We start from the raw sequence: 20,483 nt of genomic DNA, 5'->3' as shown, positions 1-20,483 counted from the left end.
TTTAATATTTTACAATAATAAAAAAGGCCGCATTTTCTTAATGCAGCCTATATTTTTTATTATCTATTTCTATAATAAGACTTATTGTATCCACCTTTATCATTATATCTTTTATTATTGTATCCGCCTTTCTTTTTAGAATAAACTCTAACACTTCTATATGGAGCCTCTCCATCACTTTTTGTTTCTACATCTTGGTCGTTTTGTAATTCTAAGTGTATTATTCTTCTTTCATAAGGCGACATAGGTTCAAGCGAAACAGTTCTTCTAGTTCTTTTAGCTTGCTGTGCAGCTTGACGAGCCATATGCTTTAAAGTTTCTTCACGTCTATCTCTATATCCATCAACATCTAATATAATATGTCTTTCATTATTATCGCCAAATTTCTTAGAAGCTATTAATGATATTACAAATTGTAAAGCCTCTAAAGTATTTCCTTTCTTACCAATTAAAACTCCAGAATCTTCTGTAGAAATATCTATATATATTCTTTTCTCAGTTTCTTCTTTTACAGTTACTTCAGCATTGATACCCATATATTTTAAAACAGTAGTCATGATTTCTTGAAATTCATTCAAATCATTAGCTAACTCTTCATAAAAAACTCTTATAATAGTTGGAGAATCTTCTCCTATACCAAGAATACTCCTTTTACCTTTATCTATTACTTCTACTCTAACTTGGTCCTCTGTAAGATTAAGTTCTGTAAGGGCATTATTAATAGCGTCCCTCTCAGATTTACCGCTAAACTCTTTTACTAACATAATTTCCTCCTTAAAAAAGAATAAATCTATTTTCTTTTCTTTTTTGCATTTCCTTTTTTAGTATATTTATTCTCAATAACAGTTTCATTATTATTATTAGAATCATTTTTATTTAAAAGTCTTGAAGTTATAAATTGCTGAATTACCCCAAAAACGTTTTGTGCAGTCCAATACAAAGCCAAACCACTAGCAAAATTATAGAACATAAGAAGCATCATAAGCGGGAATATAGTAGTCATCATTTTCATCTGCATAGCGGCCTGTCCAGAAGCACCAGCAGAAGAAGAAGGCTGTATCTTCATACTAACATAACTTGTAATAGCCATAAGTATAGGGAATAAATTAAAATTAAAACCGCCTAAAATAGGTATAGCTGCTGGAAATACAAATAACCTATCTGGAGAAGATAAATCTGTAATCCATAGGAAAGGAGTGTTTCTTAGTTCCACCATAGACTGCATCAAATAGAAAAATGCTATAAGAAGTGGGAATGGTAAAAGCATAGGCAAACATCCACCTAAAGGATTAATTTTCTCCCTTTTATAAATATTCATGATTTCAGCATTTAACTTTTCAGGATTATCTTTATACTGCTCTCTAATACGTTCTATTTTAGGATTAACCAGCTGCATCTTTCTCATAGATTTGTATGAAGCATGGTTAAGCGGATAAGTAACAATTTTAAATAGTAAAGTAAATAATATTATTGCCCAAGCATAACTTTTTGTAAATCCATATAAAGCATTCAAAATAATATCTAATATATAAGTTAAAGGTCTTAAGTTAAGTCCTAAGAAAGATTCTTGGAATATTGATTCATACGATTCTTCAAGATAATATTTAGAGAATATTCTTCTTACCTTTGGTCCTATATAAACAGAATAAGTATCTACAACAGAAGAACCAGATTTTATATTATGCTCAGATATTAAATTAGCAATATGAAAATCATTTCTATATTCATTAGTAACAGGTTTAGAAAAAGTCATAGTTTCAAATTTAGCATTAGACTGTGCAGGACTAGAAATAATAGCAAAATATCTGTTATTTAAAGCAACCCATTTATCTTGCCCTTCATAAATATTATATCTAAGATTATTAGTTTTAGCTCCTCCGCCAAAACCAAATAATTTTGAAAATATATTTTCTTTAACAATATCTCCAGTGAGAAAAACTTTTGACTTACCATTACCCTTTATTAAATATTGTGCCTTTGTAGCATCCTCTCTTACAGCATTTTTATCAGTTCTATAAGGACCAATACCTGTACCTAAAAAATAAGAATAATACATAGACAAATCTTTTTCACCGAGATTTTCTATAGTTACAGTATTAGTTAATTGATAAGGGTCTTCTCCAAAAGCAAAAGTCTTTTTTATTCTTATAGGATTACCTTCTATAGCAGCATCTGCCACATATATAATAGTATTATTTTCTTTTACAGAATAATAATTAAAAATATTAGGTAAAGCTATAGAGTTAGATAAGTTTTGAAAAGTTAAAGTAAAAGGATATATACCTTCATAAACTTGCTCTACCATATCAACTATTTCATTTGTTATTTCAGAATCTTGTTTATAATAATTTTTAAGTTTATATGAAAACAAAGAACCGTTTTTAAATGTAGCTATAACATAATCATTTTCTAATGTTTCAGTAGTATCATTAGTAGGTAACAAATTATCATTAGTTATATAATCAATTTTTTGTATTTCTGAAGTATTTAATAATGTGTTTTGATTTTCAGTATTAATTTGATTTGTATTATTAGTTTGTATATTTTCATTTGGTATAGGTTTAATTGTCTTAGCCTGATAGAACATATACGCAAACAAGATTACTCCCGAGAGAGCAACGGCTAAAATCATTCTCTTGTTATTACTCATAAAACAAAAAAGCTCCTTAAAAATAATTATGGAACAGGATCATATATTTTTTTGGCAAGCGGATTACATCTAAGTACTCTTGCTATAGCGAGAAAACTGCCTTTAAAAGCACCATATTTTATAACAGCTTGTTTAGCATATTCAGAACAAGAAGGAATATACCTGCAAGAAGGTCTAATGTATGGTGATATTGCTTTTTGATATATAAAAATTAAAAACAATAATATTTTCTTAAGCATAAAAAACTAAATCCATCAAATCCTATAAAACAACTTCATTAACTCTTTTTTATAATCCAAAAATGAACGGGAAATATATCTATTAATAATAATAAAATAATCATACCCTACAGGAATATTATTTCTTTCTATTCTATAGATTTCTCTAACAATTCTTTTCGCTCTATTTCTTTTTACAGCATTAACTTTGTTTTTTTTTATTGTTACAACAAACCTAGAATAAGAACGATTATTTTTTATAGCAAGTATAGTAAAAAAATAATTACTATACTTAATTAAATTAGAATTATCATTCTTTTTAAAAAAACAAATTATATCTTTTTTACTTTTAAGTTTTTCTTTACGATATAATTTGAATGATATTCTTTTATTTTTTTCCCGATCATTAATTAGATTAGAATTATCATTTAATGATTGATTACTCATCGGCAGAAGTTAAACGATATCTACCTTTTCTTCTTCTACGTTTTAACACATCTCTACCGTGTTTTGTTGCCATACGTTTAAAAAAACCAAATTTCCTAGCACGACGCAACTTACTTGGCTGATAAGTACGTTTCATTTTTTCTCCTTCAAAAGATTATATTTATATTAATTTATTAAGTTAATAGCAATTTAAATTATAATACTTAAATATACTTTATAATTATTTTTTTGTCAAGCATAAAACATTTATTACTTATTTACAGGTATTGATATTACATAGTCTTTAGTTTTAAAAGTAATTTTTTTATCTTAAGACATAGAAATCTTATTTTATTATAATTAATTTTAAACAATAAATATTATATAGCTATTTTTGTATTAATATTAAATCAAAATACAACACTATAATTTATAAAAAAACATCAAAAAAATATAAAATTTTACACTATTAAACAATAAAATAAAAAAATAACTATTGACTTTTTTTTACGACATGTTATACTAATTTTCACTTGCCGAGTTAGCTCAGTAGGTAGAGCAAAGGACTGAAAATCCTTGTGTCTAGGGTTCGATTCCCTGACTCGGCACATTTCTTACTCTCATAAAAATCCATATGAACAACTTAGAACAAATTACAAACTTCATAAATCCCCTATACGAAGACAATCACATTATAGTAGCTGTAAAACCGCCAAACATTCCAACTCAAGCAGATAATACAGGCGATACATCTTTTTTTGAAAATATAAAAGACTACATCAAATTAAAATATAGTAAACAAGGGAATGTTTTTTTAGGATTAGTTCATAGACTTGACAGACCTGTATCTGGTGTTATGGTGTTTGCTAAAACTTCTAAGGCAGCATCTAGATTAAGTGAGGCTATAAGAAATAGAAATTTTCAAAAGACTTATTATTGCGTAGTGAAAGGAATATTATTAGAAAAAGAAAATACTCTAGAAAATTATTTGATAAAAAAAACAAATAAACTTGGAAATATTGCAATGGTTGTTTTTGAAAATACTAAGAATGCCAAAAAAGCTATTCTTCATTATAAAGTATTGAAAGAGGATAATATAAAAAATTTAAGTCTTTTAAAAATAGAGCTTGAAACGGGAAGGTTTCATCAGATAAGAGTACAGCTTTCAAATCTTGGACATGCTATATATGGCGACAGAAAATATGGCTCATACATAAAATATGACAGAGATGATGTGCCTTTAGCTTTGTTTGCAAAAAGTGTTAAGTTTCCCCACCCTACAAAAGATAAAGAAATATTTATTGAGGCTGATATACCAAATTATAATCCCTGGGATATTTTTAATAATTGATAATTTTTATATTTTACGATAAAATATATATATTAAATATTATGGACTACAACAAATGGAAAGAAAAGATTATGATTTGCCTTTTTTGTTGAGATACGAAAATGTTGCTTGGTATGAAAACAAAAAAGTAAGAATATTAGACAGAAGAATATACCCTACAGAAATTAGTTTTGTGGAATGTTATAGTTATAAAGAAGTGGCTGAGGCTATATATAATATGGTTACTCAGAGTGCTGGTCCTTATACAGCTTGTGCTATGGGTATGGCTTTGGCTGCTAGTGAAGTTGAAAAGAAAACAGAAAAAGAACAAATTGAGTTTTTAACTGAAGCTTCCAATGTATTAGCTAACTCTAGACCTACAACTGCAAACAGATATAGAATTATAACAGAATCTGCATTAGAGGCTGCTAAAAAAGCATTAAAAGAATGCAAAAATCCAGTAAAAGCTATTTTCAATAATGCAATAGAATCTCTAAACAGAAGATATTCCATCATGGAAGAGGTTGGAACATATTTAATAAAACTTGTAGAAAATAATGCTTCCATATTAACACAATGCTTTGGAGAAACTATAGTAGGAATGATGTGTAGGGCTGCTAAAAAAGAAAATAAAACTTTTAGAGCATATTGTTTAGAAACTCGTCCATATTTTCAAGGGGCAAGACTTACCTCTTCTTGTTTTTATGAAAGCGGTATAGATGTAACAGTTATTACTGATAATATGGCAGCGTATGTTATGCAAAAGGGTGCTATAAATATATTTACTTCGGCTGCTGACACTATCACAAGAGACGGATATATTGCAAACAAAATAGGAACTCTTCAAGCTGCAATATTGGCAGACAAATTTGAAATTCCTTATTATGTTACAGGCATACCAGATAAGGATAAAAACAAAGGCTCTGATATAGTGATAGAAGAGAGAGACCCTGAACTCGTTTTATCATACAGAGGAATACATAATACATTAAAAGGCGTTAAAGGAATATACCCATCTTTTGATGTTACTCCTCCAAAACTAATAAGTGCCGTTGTTACAGATAAGGGAATATATTCTCCATATAACTTAGAAGAATATTTTGAAACAGAGACTAGAGATTTTTATTGATGTAATTTAAAAATTTGTCAAAAAGATTTTTTTAATTTTTTATTTGTTGCGTATTTGCTTTTATTAAAATAAAATAATTTTTACAACTGTACCATCAACTTTTTCCCGCCGCAAAAAGTACAAATATTTTATCCTATATGTTGGAATATATATCAAATTATAGCATAAAACCTAAATTTTAGTTTAAAAAGCAGTCTTTTTGGTTCTTTGTGCCAATAAAAGAACTGTGGTGCTACCCTACGGGCACGCTTCGCAGGTGGCAAAGCCCTGCAAATATTTTAAACTTAAAAATATAATTTTTGACAAACTCAAAAATTTTTAGTATACATTGACAAAACATATTTATTTCAGTATATTTATTAAATATTTGAATTTTTTGTTTAACTATATTATAATAAAGCAACCTTAAAATAAAATGGATTTCTAAATGAAAAAAATAATTTTTTGTATAATAACTTTAATATCAATATTCGCTATCTCTTGTAAAAATGAGGGCGGTTCTATATATGCTATGGAGCAAAGATATAAAAACTTTTTAAACATATTGCCTAAAGAAGTAAAAGATGATTATCTCTTAACCTCATCAAAATATTCCAATGAATACAAGATGTGGATTAATGAGTTCAACACTTGGGCTAGCAATACTATAAATAAAGAAATTGAAGATGAAAAAGAAATAGCTTCAAGATTAACTCCAGATAGAATCGAATATGCATTAGAAACTCTAACAAGCAGAAATTATGAAAGAGCATTGCCTGTAGAATTAATGTCAAAAGTAAAAACTCATACAGACAATTTGTCATTAAAAATAAAAGAACTTGAACAAGAAGAAGCATTTTCAAACTCTATGTACAAGTTAAAACAGGATGAAGCAGTTACTCATTTCAATACAGAAGATACTATATTTTATTATGTTTGGAATTATTTAATTACAATAAATAGAGATAGAAGATTCCAATAAAATTAAGAATATCCTAGAAAACCGCTTCCTATTCTAATCATATTAGAACCATGCTTTATAGCTAAATGATAATCGTTGGTCATGCCCATTGAAAGTATTGAAATATTTTTATCTTTTAACTTCATAAAAACTTCATTTAAAGTTTCAAACTCTTTTTCTATCTCAAAATCATTATTTACTTTTAAAGATATTCCCATAAGTCCTTTTATATTTACATTCGATAAATTTTTTATTTTATCATACACCATATTATAATCAGATAAATTAAATCCGCCTTTTTGCTCTTCATTGCTTATATTAAATTGAAGCAATATGTCTTGAATTTTGTTATTTTTTATGGCTTCTTTGTTTATATATTCAGCAATTTCAATACTGTCTACGCTTTGTATTAAATCAGAATATTTTACTATATATTTTACTTTGTTTGATTGTATTCTTCCTATAAAGTGCCATATTATATTATCATAATCTTTATTAAGCTCCTCTGCCCTATCCCTTAAACTCTGAGCTTTAGATTCTCCTAACGGCAAATTAATATTCAAAGACAAAAACTCTTTTATGGTTTCTATTGAAGAATATTTACTAACTGCTATAATATCTATATTATAATCTATTTTATATTTCTCTTTAAGTGAATCTATATTTTCTGTTATAGAATCATATTTATTTTTAATAGTATCTCTATCCATCACTACACCTCTTAAATATTATAAAATCAATAAAAAATCTTTCAACTAAAAAATAATATTTACATATATAATCAATTAATTTATATTTGACAAATAATAATCTATAATATATATTTTTTTTAAAAATACAAACAAATAAAAAAACTATGTATGAAAGAAATATTAAAAGAATATAATAATATTACAATAGATAATATAGAAGAAGTAGCTCAATATATATATAAATTACTAAAAGACGGTGATTTAATTATAATGAATGGCGATTTGGGCTTTGGCAAAACCACTTTTGTAAGACTTCTTTCAAGACTGCTTCAAAGTGATGACATAGTAAGCAGTCCGTCTTTTACTTTAATAAATGAGTATGATATTATATTAAACAACAAAGAAACCATACTTCGTCATGTTGACCTTTATAGGCTTTCTTCTGTTGCTGAACTTGATGATATAGGATTTAAAGACAAAATAAAAGAAGATGGCATTACTATGATAGAATGGGGAGAGAAGTTTATAGAGTATTTTGATAAACCGTATTATTTATTTGAAATAGAAATGATTAATAATGACAGCAGATTATATAGGATTAGTTTAATTAAATGAAAAAAATATTATTATTGTTTATATCAACATTAATCTTATCATGTTCAAAAACGATAGACAGCGACACTATTGTTTATACAAAAACTAGTGTATCATCTGTAAATATATTTATAGGCGACAGCATTACTTATGAAGTACATATAATTTCAAAAAAAGATATAGATTATAATTATCAGGATATTTCTTTTGATGATAGAGTTTCACAATCAAGAATAATAAGCGTAGAGAATATAAATAAAAATAAAGGAAATTTTAAAGAGAGAATAATTAAATACAATATAGGATTTTATGATGTTGGGCAGTTTGTAATATCTACTTTTAAAATATCTTATAATTATAATAATGAATATAGAGAACTTTACGGTGAAGATATTAATGTATTGGTTAATCCTTTTTCTGATGGAGATGTTCTTCCTCCAATGAAAAAAGCTATTAGTATACCTATGCCTTTATACGTGTGGATTATTATAATAGCATTTTTAATAGTTATAGTTTTAATAATATTCTCTGTATTATTTTTGGCAAAATATGTTGAGAAGAAGTTTAATGAAAGACTAACAATAAAAGAAGATACTGAAGCTCTTAATGCTTTAAAAAATATAGATTATAACATTTACTATAACGAAAATAAATTTGCTGAATATTATTTTGAATTAACATTTATATTTAAAAGATATTTAACAAAAAGATTTAGATTTAATATTGAAGACATGACAACCAGTGAAATATCAAAGTTATTTGAAGAAAATAAGTTTACAGAAAGCGATACTATAATAAAAATGTTTACTGAAGGAGATTTAATAAAATTTGCAAAGGCTTCTGCAGATATAGAATTAATGGAGAGAGATTATAATTTCTGTAAAGACTATATTATAGCAAATGGAAACTTATATACGGCTTTAAAAAAAGAAGAAAAGAAAAAGCTAAATAAAAAATTAAAGAAAAAAAGAGTAAAAAATTAATATATCAGGAAATTAATTTATGTCTAATTATAATTTAGATGATACTATAGTAGCATTAGCAACACCCTATTCAAAAAGTGCATTGGCATTAATAAGAATGTCTGGAAAAGATTCTCTAAACATAGCCTCAAAAATATGCTATTATGCCAACAATGAAAATAAAAACATTACAAAATTTGAACATAGAAAAAGTTATTATGCTTTAATTAAAGATGAAGATAATACTCCTATAGATGAACTTATAGTACTTACAACATTATCTCCAAACACATTTACTTCAGAAGATACTGTGGAGTTTATATGTCATGGAAGTATAGTTGTTATAGAATCATTATTAAACCTTATAATAAGAAACGGAGCAAGACAAGCAAATAGAGGCGAGTTTACATATAGGGCTTATATTAATGGAAGAATTGGCATAAGTGAAGCTGAAGCTATACATGATTTAATAGATTCTAATAATAGATTGATGGCTGAAGCAAGTATTTACAAAATTAGAGGAAGGCTTACAAGGGAAATAGATAAACTTAGAGAGAATGTGAAAAATACTCTTATGCTTATTTATGGTGAATTAGATTTTCCAGAAGATGATACAGAAACTTTTTCTTATGACAAACTAATAGAAAACTTTTACACTATAAAAAAAGATATAGAAAATATTTTAAATAATTCTAAGAGAGCAGAAAATCTCATTAACGGAATAAAAGTGTCAATACTTGGAAGAGTTAATGCAGGAAAGAGCAGTATATTTAATATGATATTAGACAGAGAGCGTGCAATAGTTTCAAATGTGGCTGGCACTACGAGGGATTTTTTGAGCGAAAATATTTATATAGATAATATACCATTTTATTTTATGGATACTGCTGGTTTTCACAAAGAAGCTGATAACGATATAGAACTTGAGGGAATTGAGAGGGCTAAAAAATGTGCTAATGAGGCTGATATTATAATTGCTGCTTTTGATTATAATGACAAGGCCAATGATGATGATATTAATTTAATAGAGTTTTTACAACAATTAAAAAATAAAAATATAATTTATGTGTTGAACAAAATAGATTTAGAGAAGAAGTTTGACAAAAAAATAGATGATGCAGTAGAGATAAGCACCAAAACAAAACAAGGAAAAGATAAATTAATAGAAGCATTAAAAAATCATATAAAAGATTCTGATATAACAATTTTTAATAAAGAGAGCTATGTAAACAACAGAGAGAGAGGATATTTAGAGAGAGCAATAGAGCAGTTAAATGTGTGTATAGAAAAGTCAAATAATAATCATTTATTAGATGAAGTGGCAGAAGAGATAAATATATTAAATAACATATTAGACAATGTAAGCGGCAAGATTGAAGCAGAAGAGATAATAAACGAGATATTTGAGAATTTCTGTATAGGTAAATAGAAATATAAAAAGAATTATATACTAAAAGTTAATTTTATATTTTTATTATTTTCGGGGACTAGTTTTTTGATATATAAATTAAATAAATTGCACTTTTTGCAACTTTTTGCGGCGGGAAAAAGTTGAATAGAACAAAAACTTATAGATATATAAAAAAATAAACCGCTTTTGTGGGATGAACAAAGCGGCTTATTACAAATATAGTTATTGGGGGGTAGTCCAATCAACCTAAATATAATATCGTCTGTTGCAATAATAACTTTAATATTTTTTTATTTTATTACAGTTTTTATTATTCTATGAAAGTTTTTATATTCTATTTTCTCTATATCATCACTGTTAAAACCAGCTTCTTTTAGCTTTTCTAATATAGTATAAGACTTTGAAGCATCTTCAAGTCCCTTAACTCCTGTAATACCCTCATCTTCAAAATATTCATTATAGTCAAAGCCAAGCCCTATATAATCAACTCCTATAGTGTCTGCAATATATTTTATATGATCAACTGCCCTATCTATTGTTTGTTTATCTTTATCTTCATCTACAAAATCTTTATAAGAATTAAACCCAACTACCCCATTTAAATCTCTTATTACTTTTAACTGCTCATCTGTAAGGTTCCTCATACTGCCGCATAACTTTCTGCTATTTGAATGCGATGCTATTATAGGAGAGTCTGTAATATTAGCTACATCATAAAAAGATTTATCATTCAAATGAGAAACGTCAACTATCATTCCCTTATCATTCATCTTTTTTATTACTTTTTTTCCAAGCTCTGTTAATCCTCTGCTGCTGTCCCCCTTTGCTCCAGTAGCAAGCTTATTCTCTTCATTCCAAGTTAAACTAGCATGCCTAATACCATAATCATTATAATAACTATCAAGAATATCTATATTATCTTCAATAGGCATTAAACCCTCAAAACCTAAAAAAACATAAAACTTATTTTTATTTTGTGCATTAATCATCTCATCATAACTTTTTACAACTTCTATAATATCGCTGCAATAATTAAGCTCTTTTTTAAAGCACTCAAGTATCTCGTTAGCCCTCTCAAAAGCTCTCTCGTAATTTTTTCTCTCAACCCATACAACAAATATACTTCCTCCAACTTTTCCTTTAACTAAATTATCATAATGATACTTTTTTAATATATTACTCTCGCCTTTCAAAGTCTTTACAGCAACATCAGATAAAACATCAGAATGAGCATCAAAAATCATAGTATTTTCCTTAAAAATTAAATTTGCAAGAATAATATATCAATAAAAGCTATTTTACAATAGAAGCAAAAACAATTTGACAAAGATTTTAATATAATATACTATCATTCAATAATGAGTGAATATGATGTTGAAATAAATAATGTCTTTTCTTTAGAAGCAATAAATTTTATGAGGAAATCTATAGTTGATTCCTACGGCAATGAAGTATATTTTGGAATCAATTTTAATTCTTTCGGCATATTAGATTATATAGAAGTAATGGCAAGGGGAAATAAAGATTCTGTACCTGCTATAATATCGCTTTCATTAGAGTTTGATGCTGTAATACATAATCATCCATCAGGTCAGCTTACTCCTTCAAGGGCAGATTTAGCTATAGCAAGCGAATTGGGCAATAATGCTGGAGTTGGTTTTTATATAGTTAATAATGATGTTGATGATTTTTATGAAGTTGTAAGACCAATTAGAAAAGAAAATGTAAAAAATATAGATGCTCCTGATGCATTATTTATGTTCACCGAAAATGGGCTTTTAAGCAAAATATTAAAAAAGTATGAATACAGACAAGAGCAAACAGAACTTGTAGAAGCTACAATAGAAGCCTTTAATACAAATAAACATTTAATATCCGAAGCAGGCACTGGAATAGGTAAATCATTTGCATATTTAATACCTGCTTTATTATGGCTTAAAGAAAATAAAACAAGAATAGTAGTTTCAACAAATACAATAAATCTGCAGGAACAAATTATAAATAAAGATTTACCATCTATAATAGATGCCATAGCTCCAAATGTTAAATATGCTTTAGTAAAGGGGCGTAATAATTATGTATGCATTAAAAAAGTAAAAGATACTTTGAATGATACTGATAAATTAGATTTTGAAGACCAAATTGAGTTTTTTGCAGATATTGACAATTGGCTTAATATTACAAAAGACGGCTCTATTACAGATTTAGGCTACAAACCAAAATCTGAATTATGGGAAATGGTTGCCTGTGATACTGACACTTGCACTCATAGAAAATGCGAATATTTAGAAGATTGTTATTTTTATAAAATGCGTAAACAGCTTAATGCAGCACAATTATTAATAGTTAATCATCATATACTATGTGCAGATTTGTCTTTACATGCAGAAACTTCAGGCAGATATAGCCTACTCCCAAAATATACAAAAGTTATAATTGATGAGGCTCATAATTTTGAAAATTCGGCTTCTAGTTATTTTGGAGATGAGGGAAGTAAAAACGGAATATTAAAGGCACTTTTTTATATATCAAGAATAAAGAAAAATAAAAGGCTTGGTGTAATAGAAACTATTAATAATATGGTTAATCAAAATAAATCTTCTATAGAAATAGATGATTATAGAGAATTATTAGAGCTAATTAATAGTGTACATGAAACAACTTCAAGAGTAAGAAATGTGGTAGATGAATCTTCAAAACAATTTTTAAACTACTGCCACAAAAATATACAAACAAAAGAAGGCTTAGGATTTAAATTTAGAATATGCCCAGAAATAATAATTAATAATAAATGGAAAGAAGAAGGAATTAAACCTTTAAGAGAGATGGTTTTAGTTATTACTTCGTTAGTTAATGCATGCGATAAACTTTATAAAAAATTCTTTGATATAGCAATAGATAAAGGGTTCGATTATGAAGAGATAGCACAGATGAGTAATGCCTATCTTGAAAGACTTAAAAGACAATTAATCTCACTCAATGCCGCAATAGATTATAAAAAAGATGAATATATAAGATGGGTTGAAGCAAGAATGACTAAAAAAGGCAATCTTATACTTAATTGGCATCTTACTCCTGTTACAGTAGCTAAAAACTTAAATGATTATTTATATTTAAGGTTTGATACTGTTGCTATGTATTCTGCCACACTCACAGTTTCAAAGAGTTTTAATTTCTTTTCTAATAGACTTGGCTTTGACTATATAGAAAAAAACAAAAAGATAGAAATATATTTAGAGTCTCCTTTTAATTATAGAAACAATGCAAGGCTCTATATATCAACCGATTCACCAGACCCAGCAAGTGATAGTTTTAATGATTATACATCAAAAGTTCTTCTTAATGTATGCGACATTACAGGTGGGCGTGCATTTATACTTTTTACGGCATTCTCTTCTTTAATGAAAGTTTATGAAACTACTGTTGAAAAGCTAAAAGAAAAAAATATTAATGCCCTCGCACAAACTTCTTCAATACATAGGCATACTTTACTTGATATGTTTAAGGCATCAGAAAATAATGTTTTATTTGGAGTGGATTCTTTTTGGGAGGGTGTTGATGTTGCAGGAAAGAATCTTGAAGCTGTAATTATACCAAAACTTCCATTTGCCGTTCCTACAGACCCAATAAGTGAAGGAAGGTACAAATATATTGAAGAAAATGGAGGAAATGCATTTTTGGATTATGCTCTGCCTTTTGCTGTTATAAAGTTTAAACAAGGTTTTGGAAGGCTTATAAGAAGCAAAGAAGACAGAGGCATAGTATTTGTATTAGATAAAAGACTATATACCAAAAATTACGGCATGCAATTTATAAACTCACTTCCGAATGCAAGCATATTAAGAGCAAGCATAAAAGAAATTTTTAAAGATATGAATAATTTCTTTGAGCAATAAAAGCTATTGATACTACACTAAAACATATAGATTAAATTATTAAGAAATGTTTTATTACTTTTAATTATATAAATAATTTTTTATATATTAAATAATTAATCGTATTATTAGATATCTAAACAACTATATTCTATTAATTTTTTTAATTTGAAATATTTGAATGGATTTTCACTCACTTCTTTTTATGCCGCAAAGAAGCAAAAGACTTAACTTTCAATTAAAAATATTTTTTATTACTTACTTAACTAACTAGCTATAATTATAAATAAAAATACTATAAATGTTTATTAATATACTATTGAAACAAGTACAATATTTGAAAATCTATACTTAAAATAATTAATAATCTAGTTTTATAAGATAATCAATTTTATCTACAAGATTAGAGAAAGGACGCTCTACATTTATCATTGAGTTTTCTAAGGCATTGCCGTTTTCATCTTCTATATATATCTCATAAAATAATTCTTTATGGTCTTCTTTATTTTCAAATGTAAGTCTTATAAAAATAAAATCATTTATATTAATTCTGTCTAATTTTGGCTCGTATTCAAGTTTTTTTATCTCTTTGCTTAATAACTCTTTGCCCAAATTCTCTACTACAACATTGTATATAGATTCTAATTCTTTTCTTATATAATGAACGTTATTATCAAACATAAAATCCCCCCTATTTTATCTTATTTTGTGCCTTTTTATTCTTGCATCTTCTATACTTCTATTTTCCCATTCTATTGAAATATTAGCAACAGTTGCATTTAATAATTCTCTTTTGGCAGTATTTTTTTGAGCTGTATCTAATGATGCTAGCCTATTTAAATCTGCCTTCTCTTCTGATAAAACTTTTATAACAGCAGCGCCATTATTTAATTTTATAACCTCACTTTTATCGCCAACATTCAAAGAAAATACTGTACTATTAAATATAGGAGTAGATGAATCCGGTATAATATTTCCATCAGTCGCATTTACTAAACCTTGAGCATAAGAAAATGGTGCTGAAGATTTATAGTATTTAATATTACCATTATTATTTAAAGCAGCAAAATTATTGTTGTTTGAAACAGCATTTTTTAATACTTCTACTTGTTTAGATTTTTCTGCTTCAACTAATATTTTAAGATTGTCATTTAAATAACTGTCTCTTAAAACACCAGAATTAACATCTGTATATTTTTCAGGAAGTCTTATATCATTAACTAATACAACATAATAAACGCCATTAACATTAATAGGAGAAAGTAAAATATTAGTTTGTGTGTTTGTAAATACTCTATCTGCTATATTTTTATCAATTTCCATTCTTGTAACATATCCTAAATGATAGTCATTTGTATAAATACTTTTTTCTGCTACAGTTTTATCAAATAAACTAATGTCATTTTTAAGTGTCTTATAAACATTTTCTGCTTCTTTAGCATTAGCAAGAAGTATCCAAGATATATCAGCCTGTACAAAATTAGTTTTATTATCAGTAAAATATTTGTCAATATCCGCTTCAAGTATATCAGCATTTTTTGCTATTTCAGAAGCATCTATATAAAGCATTTCAATATCTCTTTTGGTATAATTTTTTATATATTCTCTTTCTAGTTCTAAAGAATTAATTTTTACACTATTAAATAACTCTAAAGCTATAGTTTGAGCCATAACAGTTTCTTTTAAATCTTTTTCTATTCTAATTTTTTCTGATTGAGGAGTATTTTTAATAAAAGCATCATAAGCCATTTGGTTATAATTACCATTGCTGTCTATAAATTGGCTTTGCATATATTGAAGTATTATTTTATCGCTTACAGTTATATTTTTTGCTGCTAAATCATCTAAAAGTATAGTAGTAACAGCTCTTCTAAAAGCTAAATCTTCTATATTGGCATATATATCAGCATTCATTGGTATTCCAAATTGCTGATAATAATTTTCTATCTCTCTAAAAGCTTTACCATAAGGACTTGTAGAAGTATAGTATATAGGAGTACCATTAACAGAACCTATAGTAGGCGTTTTCTGACTTCCTCTAGTATCTATTACCAAAAAATATACTATAAGTAAAATGGATACAGCAGATACTCCAAGCCATTGCAAAGTTTTAACTACAGGACTCTTTTTTTTGATTACTATTTTTTTATTAGATGACATTTATTTATCCTCAAAGATTTTTTATTAATTAACTTTAATATGTTAATTATATAAAAAAGATTCCAAAAAATCAAGTAATTTTATATTTGTATATTTTATTTTGAATGCGGATGTGCTCTATTGTATACTTCAAAAAGCCTATCATTTGTAACATGAGTATATCTTTGAGTTGTTGATATGCTTTCATGACCTAGTAATTCTTGAACACCTCTAATTTCGGCATCATTATTTAAAAGATGTGTGGCAAATGTATGCCTTAAAGTGTGAGGAGAGAAATCTATACTAATATTAGCCATTCTCATAAGTCTTTTCATTGAATTTCTAACGCTTCTATCGCTTATAGGTTTTCCAAATCTATTTACAAATAAATAATTATTATCAGAACCATATTCTCTTTGTATAATTGCCCTTTTTTGCATATATAAATCCCAATTATCATATATCATGGGAATTAATGGTATCTCTCTCACCTTCGAACCTTTACCAAGTATTCTTAAAGTTGTAGAACCCTTATGCATCATATTAAGTTTAATAGATATTAATTCTGATGCCCTTAAACCTATAGCATACATAAATATGGCCATCATTTTATCTCTTATAATAGTAAAATCATTATCATCATCTATTTCTAATATTTTATCTATATCATTAAGCGATAAAAACTTAGCTATATGTTCTTCTCTTTTTGGACTTTTCATATTTATTATTCTTGTTTTATCGGAGTAGCCGTTTCTTATTAAATATTTATAGAACTTTTTTATAGATGAAAGATGTCTTGAAGTTGTTGCATTTTTTAATTTTTTATTTTTTAATGATGCAAAATAATCTCTTATAGTGTAGTGAGTAGCATCATTAAAGTCTATATCATTATCTTCCAAAAATTTGATATATTCTTTTAAGTCTTTAGTATAACTATTGATTGTATGAGCAGCATAATTCAAAGTTTGTAAATAATCAGCAAACTCTTCTAATATATTTTCTAGCTCATTAGCCTCTACTCTTTTTAATTGATTTTCCATAAACAAACCCTTTTAATAATATAGTAGTTTAATAATTATCGAAAGTTTTATTTATAAATTGATGAAGTATGTTAACTAGAGTGAATTTTATTTTTATTAATCGTATTTTCTTTTTATATCAAATCTATTTCTAAAACTTGAATATACAGTTGGTATTATTATAAGAGTAAACACTGTAGAAAATAAAAGCCCTCCGCAAACTGCAGTAGCCAATGGTTTATACATCTCTGTGCCGTTTCCTATTTTTAGCATCATAGGAAGCATACCCAAAATAGTAGTTAAAGAAGTCATAAGCACAGGTTTTAATCTTCTCTTACAGGCTCTTAAAGCTGATTCATTCCAAGAAATATTTTCTTCTAGTACAACTTTATTCATATAATCTATTAAAACTATTCCATTGTTTACAACTATACCAATAAGCATTATAATACCTATTGCACTATATACGTTTAAAGTTTCCCCACTGATATAAAGGAATATTAAAGCCCCTTGCCATATTGTACTTATTACATTTTTTATTGAGTTATTTATTGTATCAGAGCTATTGAATAATATTTTATAATATACTCCATAAGGCAAATCCATTGTTTCTAATCTTTTATTAACATCTCTTGATATTTGTATGATATTAGCACCAGATTCTTTAGTTATAGCTACACTTACTGCCTTTTGACCATTAATTCTAACTATCTCAGCTTCATCATCATAATATTCATACACATTTGCTATATCTCTTATTTTTACAGGATATATATTATTTTTTAAAGCTACTACTACATTTTCTATATCATTTATATTTTTAAACTCTCCCTTAGTTCTTATTCCATATTTATAAACTCCTTCATAAGTTTCGCCCCCAACTATGTTTTGATTTTCTAAAGAGAGAGTTTTTATTATATCATTAATATTTATAAAATATGCATTTAATCTGTTTAGGTTTATATCTACATAAATAGTTTTTTTAAGCCCTCCCTAATAAATATTAAGACAGGCTTTTATTAATATATTATTTCATTTTCGTTAATGTTCCTTCATAAGTAGCCGAAGCTGATTGCCCTTGACCTTCCCTAGTCAATACTAAAGTACATTTAGGAGCATTATTATCTGTAAAATCAACTTTATGTTTTAAAGTCTTTTTTACTCCTTCTTGTGTAACTTCAAAAGTAAATTCAAATACATTATCAGATACTTTATTAATTTTATCTAAACTTATTGTTTGCTGAGTAACTTTATCTTTGATACTGCCGTCTGCATTAATTGTAAAATCTGATCCAGTTGATTTTGGCATACTAGCATCACCGCTTACTTTATTTGCTCCTTCCTTCGTCGAGCATCTTCCTTGAAACTTAACTACTTCTTCTTTTGTTAGCGGTGTAGGTGTAGGGGTAGGTGTAGGTGTACCTGATCCGTCTGAGTTGTTTCCTCCTGTTCCTGTAGAATCCTCATTACTACAACTTACGCCGAATAATGATAAAGCCATTATCATTACAAATATTGATAAAATCTTTTTGTTCATGTTGAACTCCTTTTTAATAATTTGTGTATTTAAACATTATTGCTAATGCTTAATTGCGAAACTAAAAAGTAAAGTGATATGCTTTAGTGTGAATAATTGTTTTAATAGAATTGATTAACCTAGCAAAAGATTGCAATACAAAATATAAAAGTGTATTTAATAATTGATAATATTTTTTTAGAGAATTATGCTGTGAGCTGTGAGCTGTGAGCTGTGAGCTGTGAGCTGTGAGCTGTGAGCTGTGAGCTGTGAGCTGTGAGAGTTAAGCTCATTGATGAAATACTAAATAATTTAATCTTAATCATATAGGAAATTATAGCAAATCTATAATTTTATGTCAACACCTCTACATAAAAATACTTGATTAAAATTGTTTGTTAATATATTATCACTTTCCAAAATAAAGTATAAAAATTATGTATTTAGAAATTGATGAGAGGTTTATTAAAAATTATGAAAATTATAGGCAATTATATATACACAATTATTAAAGGCTTTATAATAGGGGCTTCAATGCTTGTACCGGGTTTCAGCGGCGGCACTATGGCTATGATACTTGGAATATACGATAAATTAATAGCTTCTTTAAGCGGCATACTAACTTTTTCAAAGAATGAAAACTATCTTTCAAAAAATAAACTCAACTTTTTATTTTTAATATTTTTTTGTGTTGGTTCTCTTTTGGGAATGGTTATAATTTCAAAGCCTTTATCAAACTTAATCGAAAAATATTATACAGTTTCTTCTTTCTTTTTTATGGGGGCGGCACTTGGCGGCTTTAATACAGTATATAACAAAACCAAATCTTATAAATTCGATTTTTTAAGCATTGTATATATTTTATTAGGGGCTCTTGTAGTATATTTAATATCCATAATACCAGAAGGCTTTTTTAGTGGAAACGGCAATAGAAGTGAAACATTTATGTATTTTATACTTGTAGTTGCAGGGTTAATTGCAGCAATTGCGATGATACTTCCGGGTATAAGCGTGTCATATATGTTTTTGCTTTTGGGAATATATAAAGAGACTATTGACGCCGTTCATAATCTGTATTTTCCATATTTAATTCCCTTAGCTATAGGAAGCATTTTAGGGGTTGTGCTTACTACAAAACTGCTTGAATATTGGATGGAGCATTATGTGAAATCTTCTTATTTGATAATATCAGGTTTTGTATTAGGCTCTATTATACAGGTCTTTCCCGGTATGCCAAAAGGCATTGAATGGGCTTTATGTACTATAATGTTTTTGGCAGCATACTTTTTAATAAGGCTTTTACAGAGATTTGACCCTGATAATAGATAATTTTTATAACTATTCTTTTTTGTTGTTTTTATTTTTGTCGTATATATATTGTCATGGAGCCATAGATATTGTACTTTTACTTGCTATAATATTTTTGATTCTTTCTTTGATTGTAATATACAATAACGAAGAAATCAATCTTTGATTGTTATAAAAATGTGTATATTCTTTTAATTTTTCTCTCAATAATTCTACTGTGATATTTTTATTTAATCGTGAATAAAATTCTCTTTCGTCTATGCCGTGTACTCTT

Annotated in this window: 20 protein-coding genes, 1 tRNA gene and 2 pseudogenes; 9 read left to right on the top strand and 14 right to left on the bottom strand. The window is 27.1% G+C overall.

The features are described 5' to 3' along the window. Positions 1 to 59 precede the first annotated feature (59 nt). From jag to rpmH, 5 genes are read right to left on the bottom strand one after another with little or no spacing between them, the layout of a single operon-like run. A complete protein-coding gene (gene jag, locus EPJ72_RS07230; protein ID WP_147731522.1) occupies positions 60 to 764 on the bottom strand; it encodes an RNA-binding cell elongation regulator Jag/EloR in 705 nt (234 codons plus the stop codon). 26 nt (positions 765 to 790) lie between these two features. Further along, a complete protein-coding gene (gene yidC / locus EPJ72_RS07225; protein ID WP_199749272.1) occupies positions 791 to 2,650 on the bottom strand; it encodes a membrane protein insertase YidC in 1,860 nt (619 codons plus the stop codon). A gap of 26 nt (positions 2,651 to 2,676) precedes the next feature. After that, positions 2,677 to 2,889 (bottom strand): membrane protein insertion efficiency factor YidD, encoded by a 213-nt coding sequence (gene yidD / locus EPJ72_RS07220; protein WP_147731521.1) that lies wholly within the window; start codon positions 2,887 to 2,889, stop codon positions 2,677 to 2,679. A gap of 15 nt (positions 2,890 to 2,904) precedes the next feature. Beyond that, positions 2,905 to 3,315 carry a ribonuclease P protein component gene (gene rnpA, locus EPJ72_RS07215; RefSeq protein ID WP_147731520.1) on the bottom strand — a complete coding sequence of 137 codons (411 nt, stop codon included), beginning with the start codon at positions 3,313 to 3,315 and terminating at the stop codon, positions 2,905 to 2,907. After that, positions 3,308 to 3,451, bottom strand: coding sequence for a 50S ribosomal protein L34 (gene rpmH / locus EPJ72_RS07210; RefSeq protein WP_014933193.1), 144 nt, complete (start codon positions 3,449 to 3,451; stop codon positions 3,308 to 3,310). The genes rnpA and rpmH overlap by 8 nt, the downstream gene beginning before the upstream one ends. Before the next feature lie 378 nt (positions 3,452 to 3,829). On the opposite strand from rpmH, the gene EPJ72_RS07205 reads away from it, so the two are divergent. The 4 genes from EPJ72_RS07205 to EPJ72_RS07190 all read left to right on the top strand — a co-directional run bounded on the left by EPJ72_RS07205 (position 3,830) and on the right by EPJ72_RS07190 (position 6,714). Beyond that, positions 3,830 to 3,902 (top strand) — tRNA-Phe (locus EPJ72_RS07205). A gap of 26 nt (positions 3,903 to 3,928) precedes the next feature. Then, positions 3,929 to 4,645: an RluA family pseudouridine synthase gene (locus EPJ72_RS07200; RefSeq protein WP_147731519.1), complete on the top strand. Its 717-nt coding sequence runs from the start codon at positions 3,929 to 3,931 to the stop codon at positions 4,643 to 4,645. 55 nt (positions 4,646 to 4,700) lie between these two features. After that, positions 4,701 to 5,753: an S-methyl-5-thioribose-1-phosphate isomerase gene (locus EPJ72_RS07195; RefSeq protein WP_147731518.1), complete on the top strand. Its 1,053-nt coding sequence runs from the start codon at positions 4,701 to 4,703 to the stop codon at positions 5,751 to 5,753. A gap of 427 nt (positions 5,754 to 6,180) precedes the next feature. Next, complete coding sequence (locus EPJ72_RS07190; protein WP_147731517.1) at positions 6,181 to 6,714, top strand: hypothetical protein; 534 nt, start codon at positions 6,181 to 6,183, stop codon at positions 6,712 to 6,714. Positions 6,715 to 6,716: 2 nt separating this feature from the next. Here EPJ72_RS07190 and EPJ72_RS07185 read toward each other — a convergent pair whose 3' ends face one another. Beyond that, the gene (locus EPJ72_RS07185) at positions 6,717 to 7,403 is read right to left on the bottom strand and encodes a YggS family pyridoxal phosphate-dependent enzyme (RefSeq protein ID WP_147731516.1); all 687 of its coding nucleotides are present in this window, start codon (positions 7,401 to 7,403) and stop codon (positions 6,717 to 6,719) included. 150 nt (positions 7,404 to 7,553) lie between these two features. Between EPJ72_RS07185 and tsaE the strand changes: the two genes are divergently transcribed. The 3 genes from tsaE to mnmE are packed head-to-tail and all read left to right on the top strand — an operon-like array spanning position 7,554 to position 10,370. After that, entirely contained in the window at positions 7,554 to 8,000 is a 447-nt protein-coding gene (tsaE, locus tag EPJ72_RS07180) for a tRNA (adenosine(37)-N6)-threonylcarbamoyltransferase complex ATPase subunit type 1 TsaE (protein WP_147731515.1), read from the top strand. After that, positions 7,997 to 8,962, top strand: coding sequence for a hypothetical protein (locus EPJ72_RS07175; protein WP_147731514.1), 966 nt, complete (start codon positions 7,997 to 7,999; stop codon positions 8,960 to 8,962). Before tsaE ends, EPJ72_RS07175 begins: the two co-directional genes overlap by 4 nt. A 19-nt stretch (positions 8,963 to 8,981) precedes the next feature. Continuing rightward, the gene (gene mnmE / locus EPJ72_RS07170) at positions 8,982 to 10,370 is read left to right on the top strand and encodes a tRNA uridine-5-carboxymethylaminomethyl(34) synthesis GTPase MnmE (protein WP_147731513.1); all 1,389 of its coding nucleotides are present in this window, start codon (positions 8,982 to 8,984) and stop codon (positions 10,368 to 10,370) included. Positions 10,371 to 10,642: 272 nt separating this feature from the next. On the opposite strand, the gene EPJ72_RS07165 is transcribed toward mnmE, so the two are convergent. After that, a complete protein-coding gene (locus tag EPJ72_RS07165; RefSeq protein WP_147731512.1) occupies positions 10,643 to 11,596 on the bottom strand; it encodes a dipeptidase in 954 nt (317 codons plus the stop codon). A gap of 114 nt (positions 11,597 to 11,710) precedes the next feature. On the opposite strand from EPJ72_RS07165, the gene EPJ72_RS07160 reads away from it, so the two are divergent. Then, positions 11,711 to 14,248, top strand: coding sequence for a helicase C-terminal domain-containing protein (locus tag EPJ72_RS07160; RefSeq protein ID WP_147731511.1), 2,538 nt, complete (start codon positions 11,711 to 11,713; stop codon positions 14,246 to 14,248). Positions 14,249 to 14,587: 339 nt separating this feature from the next. Here the strand turns inward: EPJ72_RS07160 and EPJ72_RS07155 are convergent, their stop codons facing one another. The 6 genes and pseudogenes from EPJ72_RS07155 to EPJ72_RS07135 all read right to left on the bottom strand — a co-directional run bounded on the left by EPJ72_RS07155 (position 14,588) and on the right by EPJ72_RS07135 (position 18,922). Beyond that, complete coding sequence (locus EPJ72_RS07155; RefSeq protein WP_147731510.1) at positions 14,588 to 14,908, bottom strand: hypothetical protein; 321 nt, start codon at positions 14,906 to 14,908, stop codon at positions 14,588 to 14,590. 15 nt (positions 14,909 to 14,923) lie between these two features. Further along, complete coding sequence (locus EPJ72_RS07150; protein ID WP_147731509.1) at positions 14,924 to 16,387, bottom strand: SurA N-terminal domain-containing protein; 1,464 nt, start codon at positions 16,385 to 16,387, stop codon at positions 14,924 to 14,926. Between the two features lie 95 nt (positions 16,388 to 16,482). After that, positions 16,483 to 17,406 (bottom strand): tyrosine-type recombinase/integrase, encoded by a 924-nt coding sequence (locus EPJ72_RS07145; protein WP_147731508.1) that lies wholly within the window; start codon positions 17,404 to 17,406, stop codon positions 16,483 to 16,485. A 96-nt stretch (positions 17,407 to 17,502) separates the two neighbouring features. Then, on the bottom strand, positions 17,503 to 17,886 hold the full coding sequence (locus EPJ72_RS13765; RefSeq protein WP_439897266.1) for an efflux RND transporter permease subunit: 384 nt from the start codon (positions 17,884 to 17,886) through the stop codon (positions 17,503 to 17,505). Between the two features lie 21 nt (positions 17,887 to 17,907). Further along, positions 17,908 to 18,366, bottom strand: a pseudogene (locus EPJ72_RS13760) (efflux RND transporter permease subunit); the annotation flags it as partial. A 46-nt stretch (positions 18,367 to 18,412) separates the two neighbouring features. Then, on the bottom strand, positions 18,413 to 18,922 hold the full coding sequence (locus EPJ72_RS07135) for a hypothetical protein (protein ID WP_147731507.1): 510 nt from the start codon (positions 18,920 to 18,922) through the stop codon (positions 18,413 to 18,415). A gap of 453 nt (positions 18,923 to 19,375) precedes the next feature. On the opposite strand from EPJ72_RS07135, the gene EPJ72_RS07130 reads away from it, so the two are divergent. After that, the gene (locus tag EPJ72_RS07130) at positions 19,376 to 20,230 is read left to right on the top strand and encodes a DUF368 domain-containing protein (protein ID WP_147731506.1); all 855 of its coding nucleotides are present in this window, start codon (positions 19,376 to 19,378) and stop codon (positions 20,228 to 20,230) included. Positions 20,231 to 20,281: 51 nt separating this feature from the next. On the opposite strand, the pseudogene EPJ72_RS13040 reads toward EPJ72_RS07130, so the two are convergent. Further along, a pseudogene (locus tag EPJ72_RS13040) lies at positions 20,282 to 20,483 on the bottom strand (hypothetical protein); the annotation flags it as partial.

Source organism: Brachyspira pilosicoli, from assembly GCF_008016535.1.
Lineage (GTDB): Bacteria > Spirochaetota > Brachyspiria > Brachyspirales > Brachyspiraceae > Brachyspira > Brachyspira pilosicoli_A.
The sequence above is the reverse complement of the archived record's forward strand: the minus strand, read 5'-3'. Positions and strand labels throughout refer to the sequence as shown.

What these genes read in the sequence shown, in the direction of transcription:
- jag (WP_147731522.1), bottom strand. Translation starts at nt 764, where the DNA reads ATGTTAGTAAAAGAGTTTAGCGGTAAATCTGAGAGGGACGCTATTAAT.
- yidC (WP_199749272.1), bottom strand. Translation starts at nt 2,650, where the DNA reads ATGAGTAATAACAAGAGAATGATTTTAGCCGTTGCTCTCTCGGGAGTA.
- yidD (WP_147731521.1), bottom strand. Translation starts at nt 2,889, where the DNA reads ATGCTTAAGAAAATATTATTGTTTTTAATTTTTATATATCAAAAAGCA.
- rnpA (WP_147731520.1), bottom strand. Translation starts at nt 3,315, where the DNA reads ATGAGTAATCAATCATTAAATGATAATTCTAATCTAATTAATGATCGG.
- rpmH (WP_014933193.1), bottom strand. Translation starts at nt 3,451, where the DNA reads ATGAAACGTACTTATCAGCCAAGTAAGTTGCGTCGTGCTAGGAAATTT.
- EPJ72_RS07200 (WP_147731519.1), top strand. Translation starts at nt 3,929, where the DNA reads ATGAACAACTTAGAACAAATTACAAACTTCATAAATCCCCTATACGAA.
- EPJ72_RS07195 (WP_147731518.1), top strand. Translation starts at nt 4,701, where the DNA reads ATGGAAAGAAAAGATTATGATTTGCCTTTTTTGTTGAGATACGAAAAT.
- EPJ72_RS07190 (WP_147731517.1), top strand. Translation starts at nt 6,181, where the DNA reads ATGAAAAAAATAATTTTTTGTATAATAACTTTAATATCAATATTCGCT.
- EPJ72_RS07185 (WP_147731516.1), bottom strand. Translation starts at nt 7,403, where the DNA reads ATGGATAGAGATACTATTAAAAATAAATATGATTCTATAACAGAAAAT.
- tsaE (WP_147731515.1), top strand. Translation starts at nt 7,554, where the DNA reads ATGAAAGAAATATTAAAAGAATATAATAATATTACAATAGATAATATA.
- EPJ72_RS07175 (WP_147731514.1), top strand. Translation starts at nt 7,997, where the DNA reads ATGAAAAAAATATTATTATTGTTTATATCAACATTAATCTTATCATGT.
- mnmE (WP_147731513.1), top strand. Translation starts at nt 8,982, where the DNA reads ATGTCTAATTATAATTTAGATGATACTATAGTAGCATTAGCAACACCC.
- EPJ72_RS07165 (WP_147731512.1), bottom strand. Translation starts at nt 11,596, where the DNA reads ATGATTTTTGATGCTCATTCTGATGTTTTATCTGATGTTGCTGTAAAG.
- EPJ72_RS07160 (WP_147731511.1), top strand. Translation starts at nt 11,711, where the DNA reads ATGAGTGAATATGATGTTGAAATAAATAATGTCTTTTCTTTAGAAGCA.
- EPJ72_RS07155 (WP_147731510.1), bottom strand. Translation starts at nt 14,908, where the DNA reads ATGTTTGATAATAACGTTCATTATATAAGAAAAGAATTAGAATCTATA.
- EPJ72_RS07150 (WP_147731509.1), bottom strand. Translation starts at nt 16,387, where the DNA reads ATGTCATCTAATAAAAAAATAGTAATCAAAAAAAAGAGTCCTGTAGTT.
- EPJ72_RS07145 (WP_147731508.1), bottom strand. Translation starts at nt 17,406, where the DNA reads ATGGAAAATCAATTAAAAAGAGTAGAGGCTAATGAGCTAGAAAATATA.
- EPJ72_RS07135 (WP_147731507.1), bottom strand. Translation starts at nt 18,922, where the DNA reads ATGAACAAAAAGATTTTATCAATATTTGTAATGATAATGGCTTTATCA.
- EPJ72_RS07130 (WP_147731506.1), top strand. Translation starts at nt 19,376, where the DNA reads ATGAAAATTATAGGCAATTATATATACACAATTATTAAAGGCTTTATA.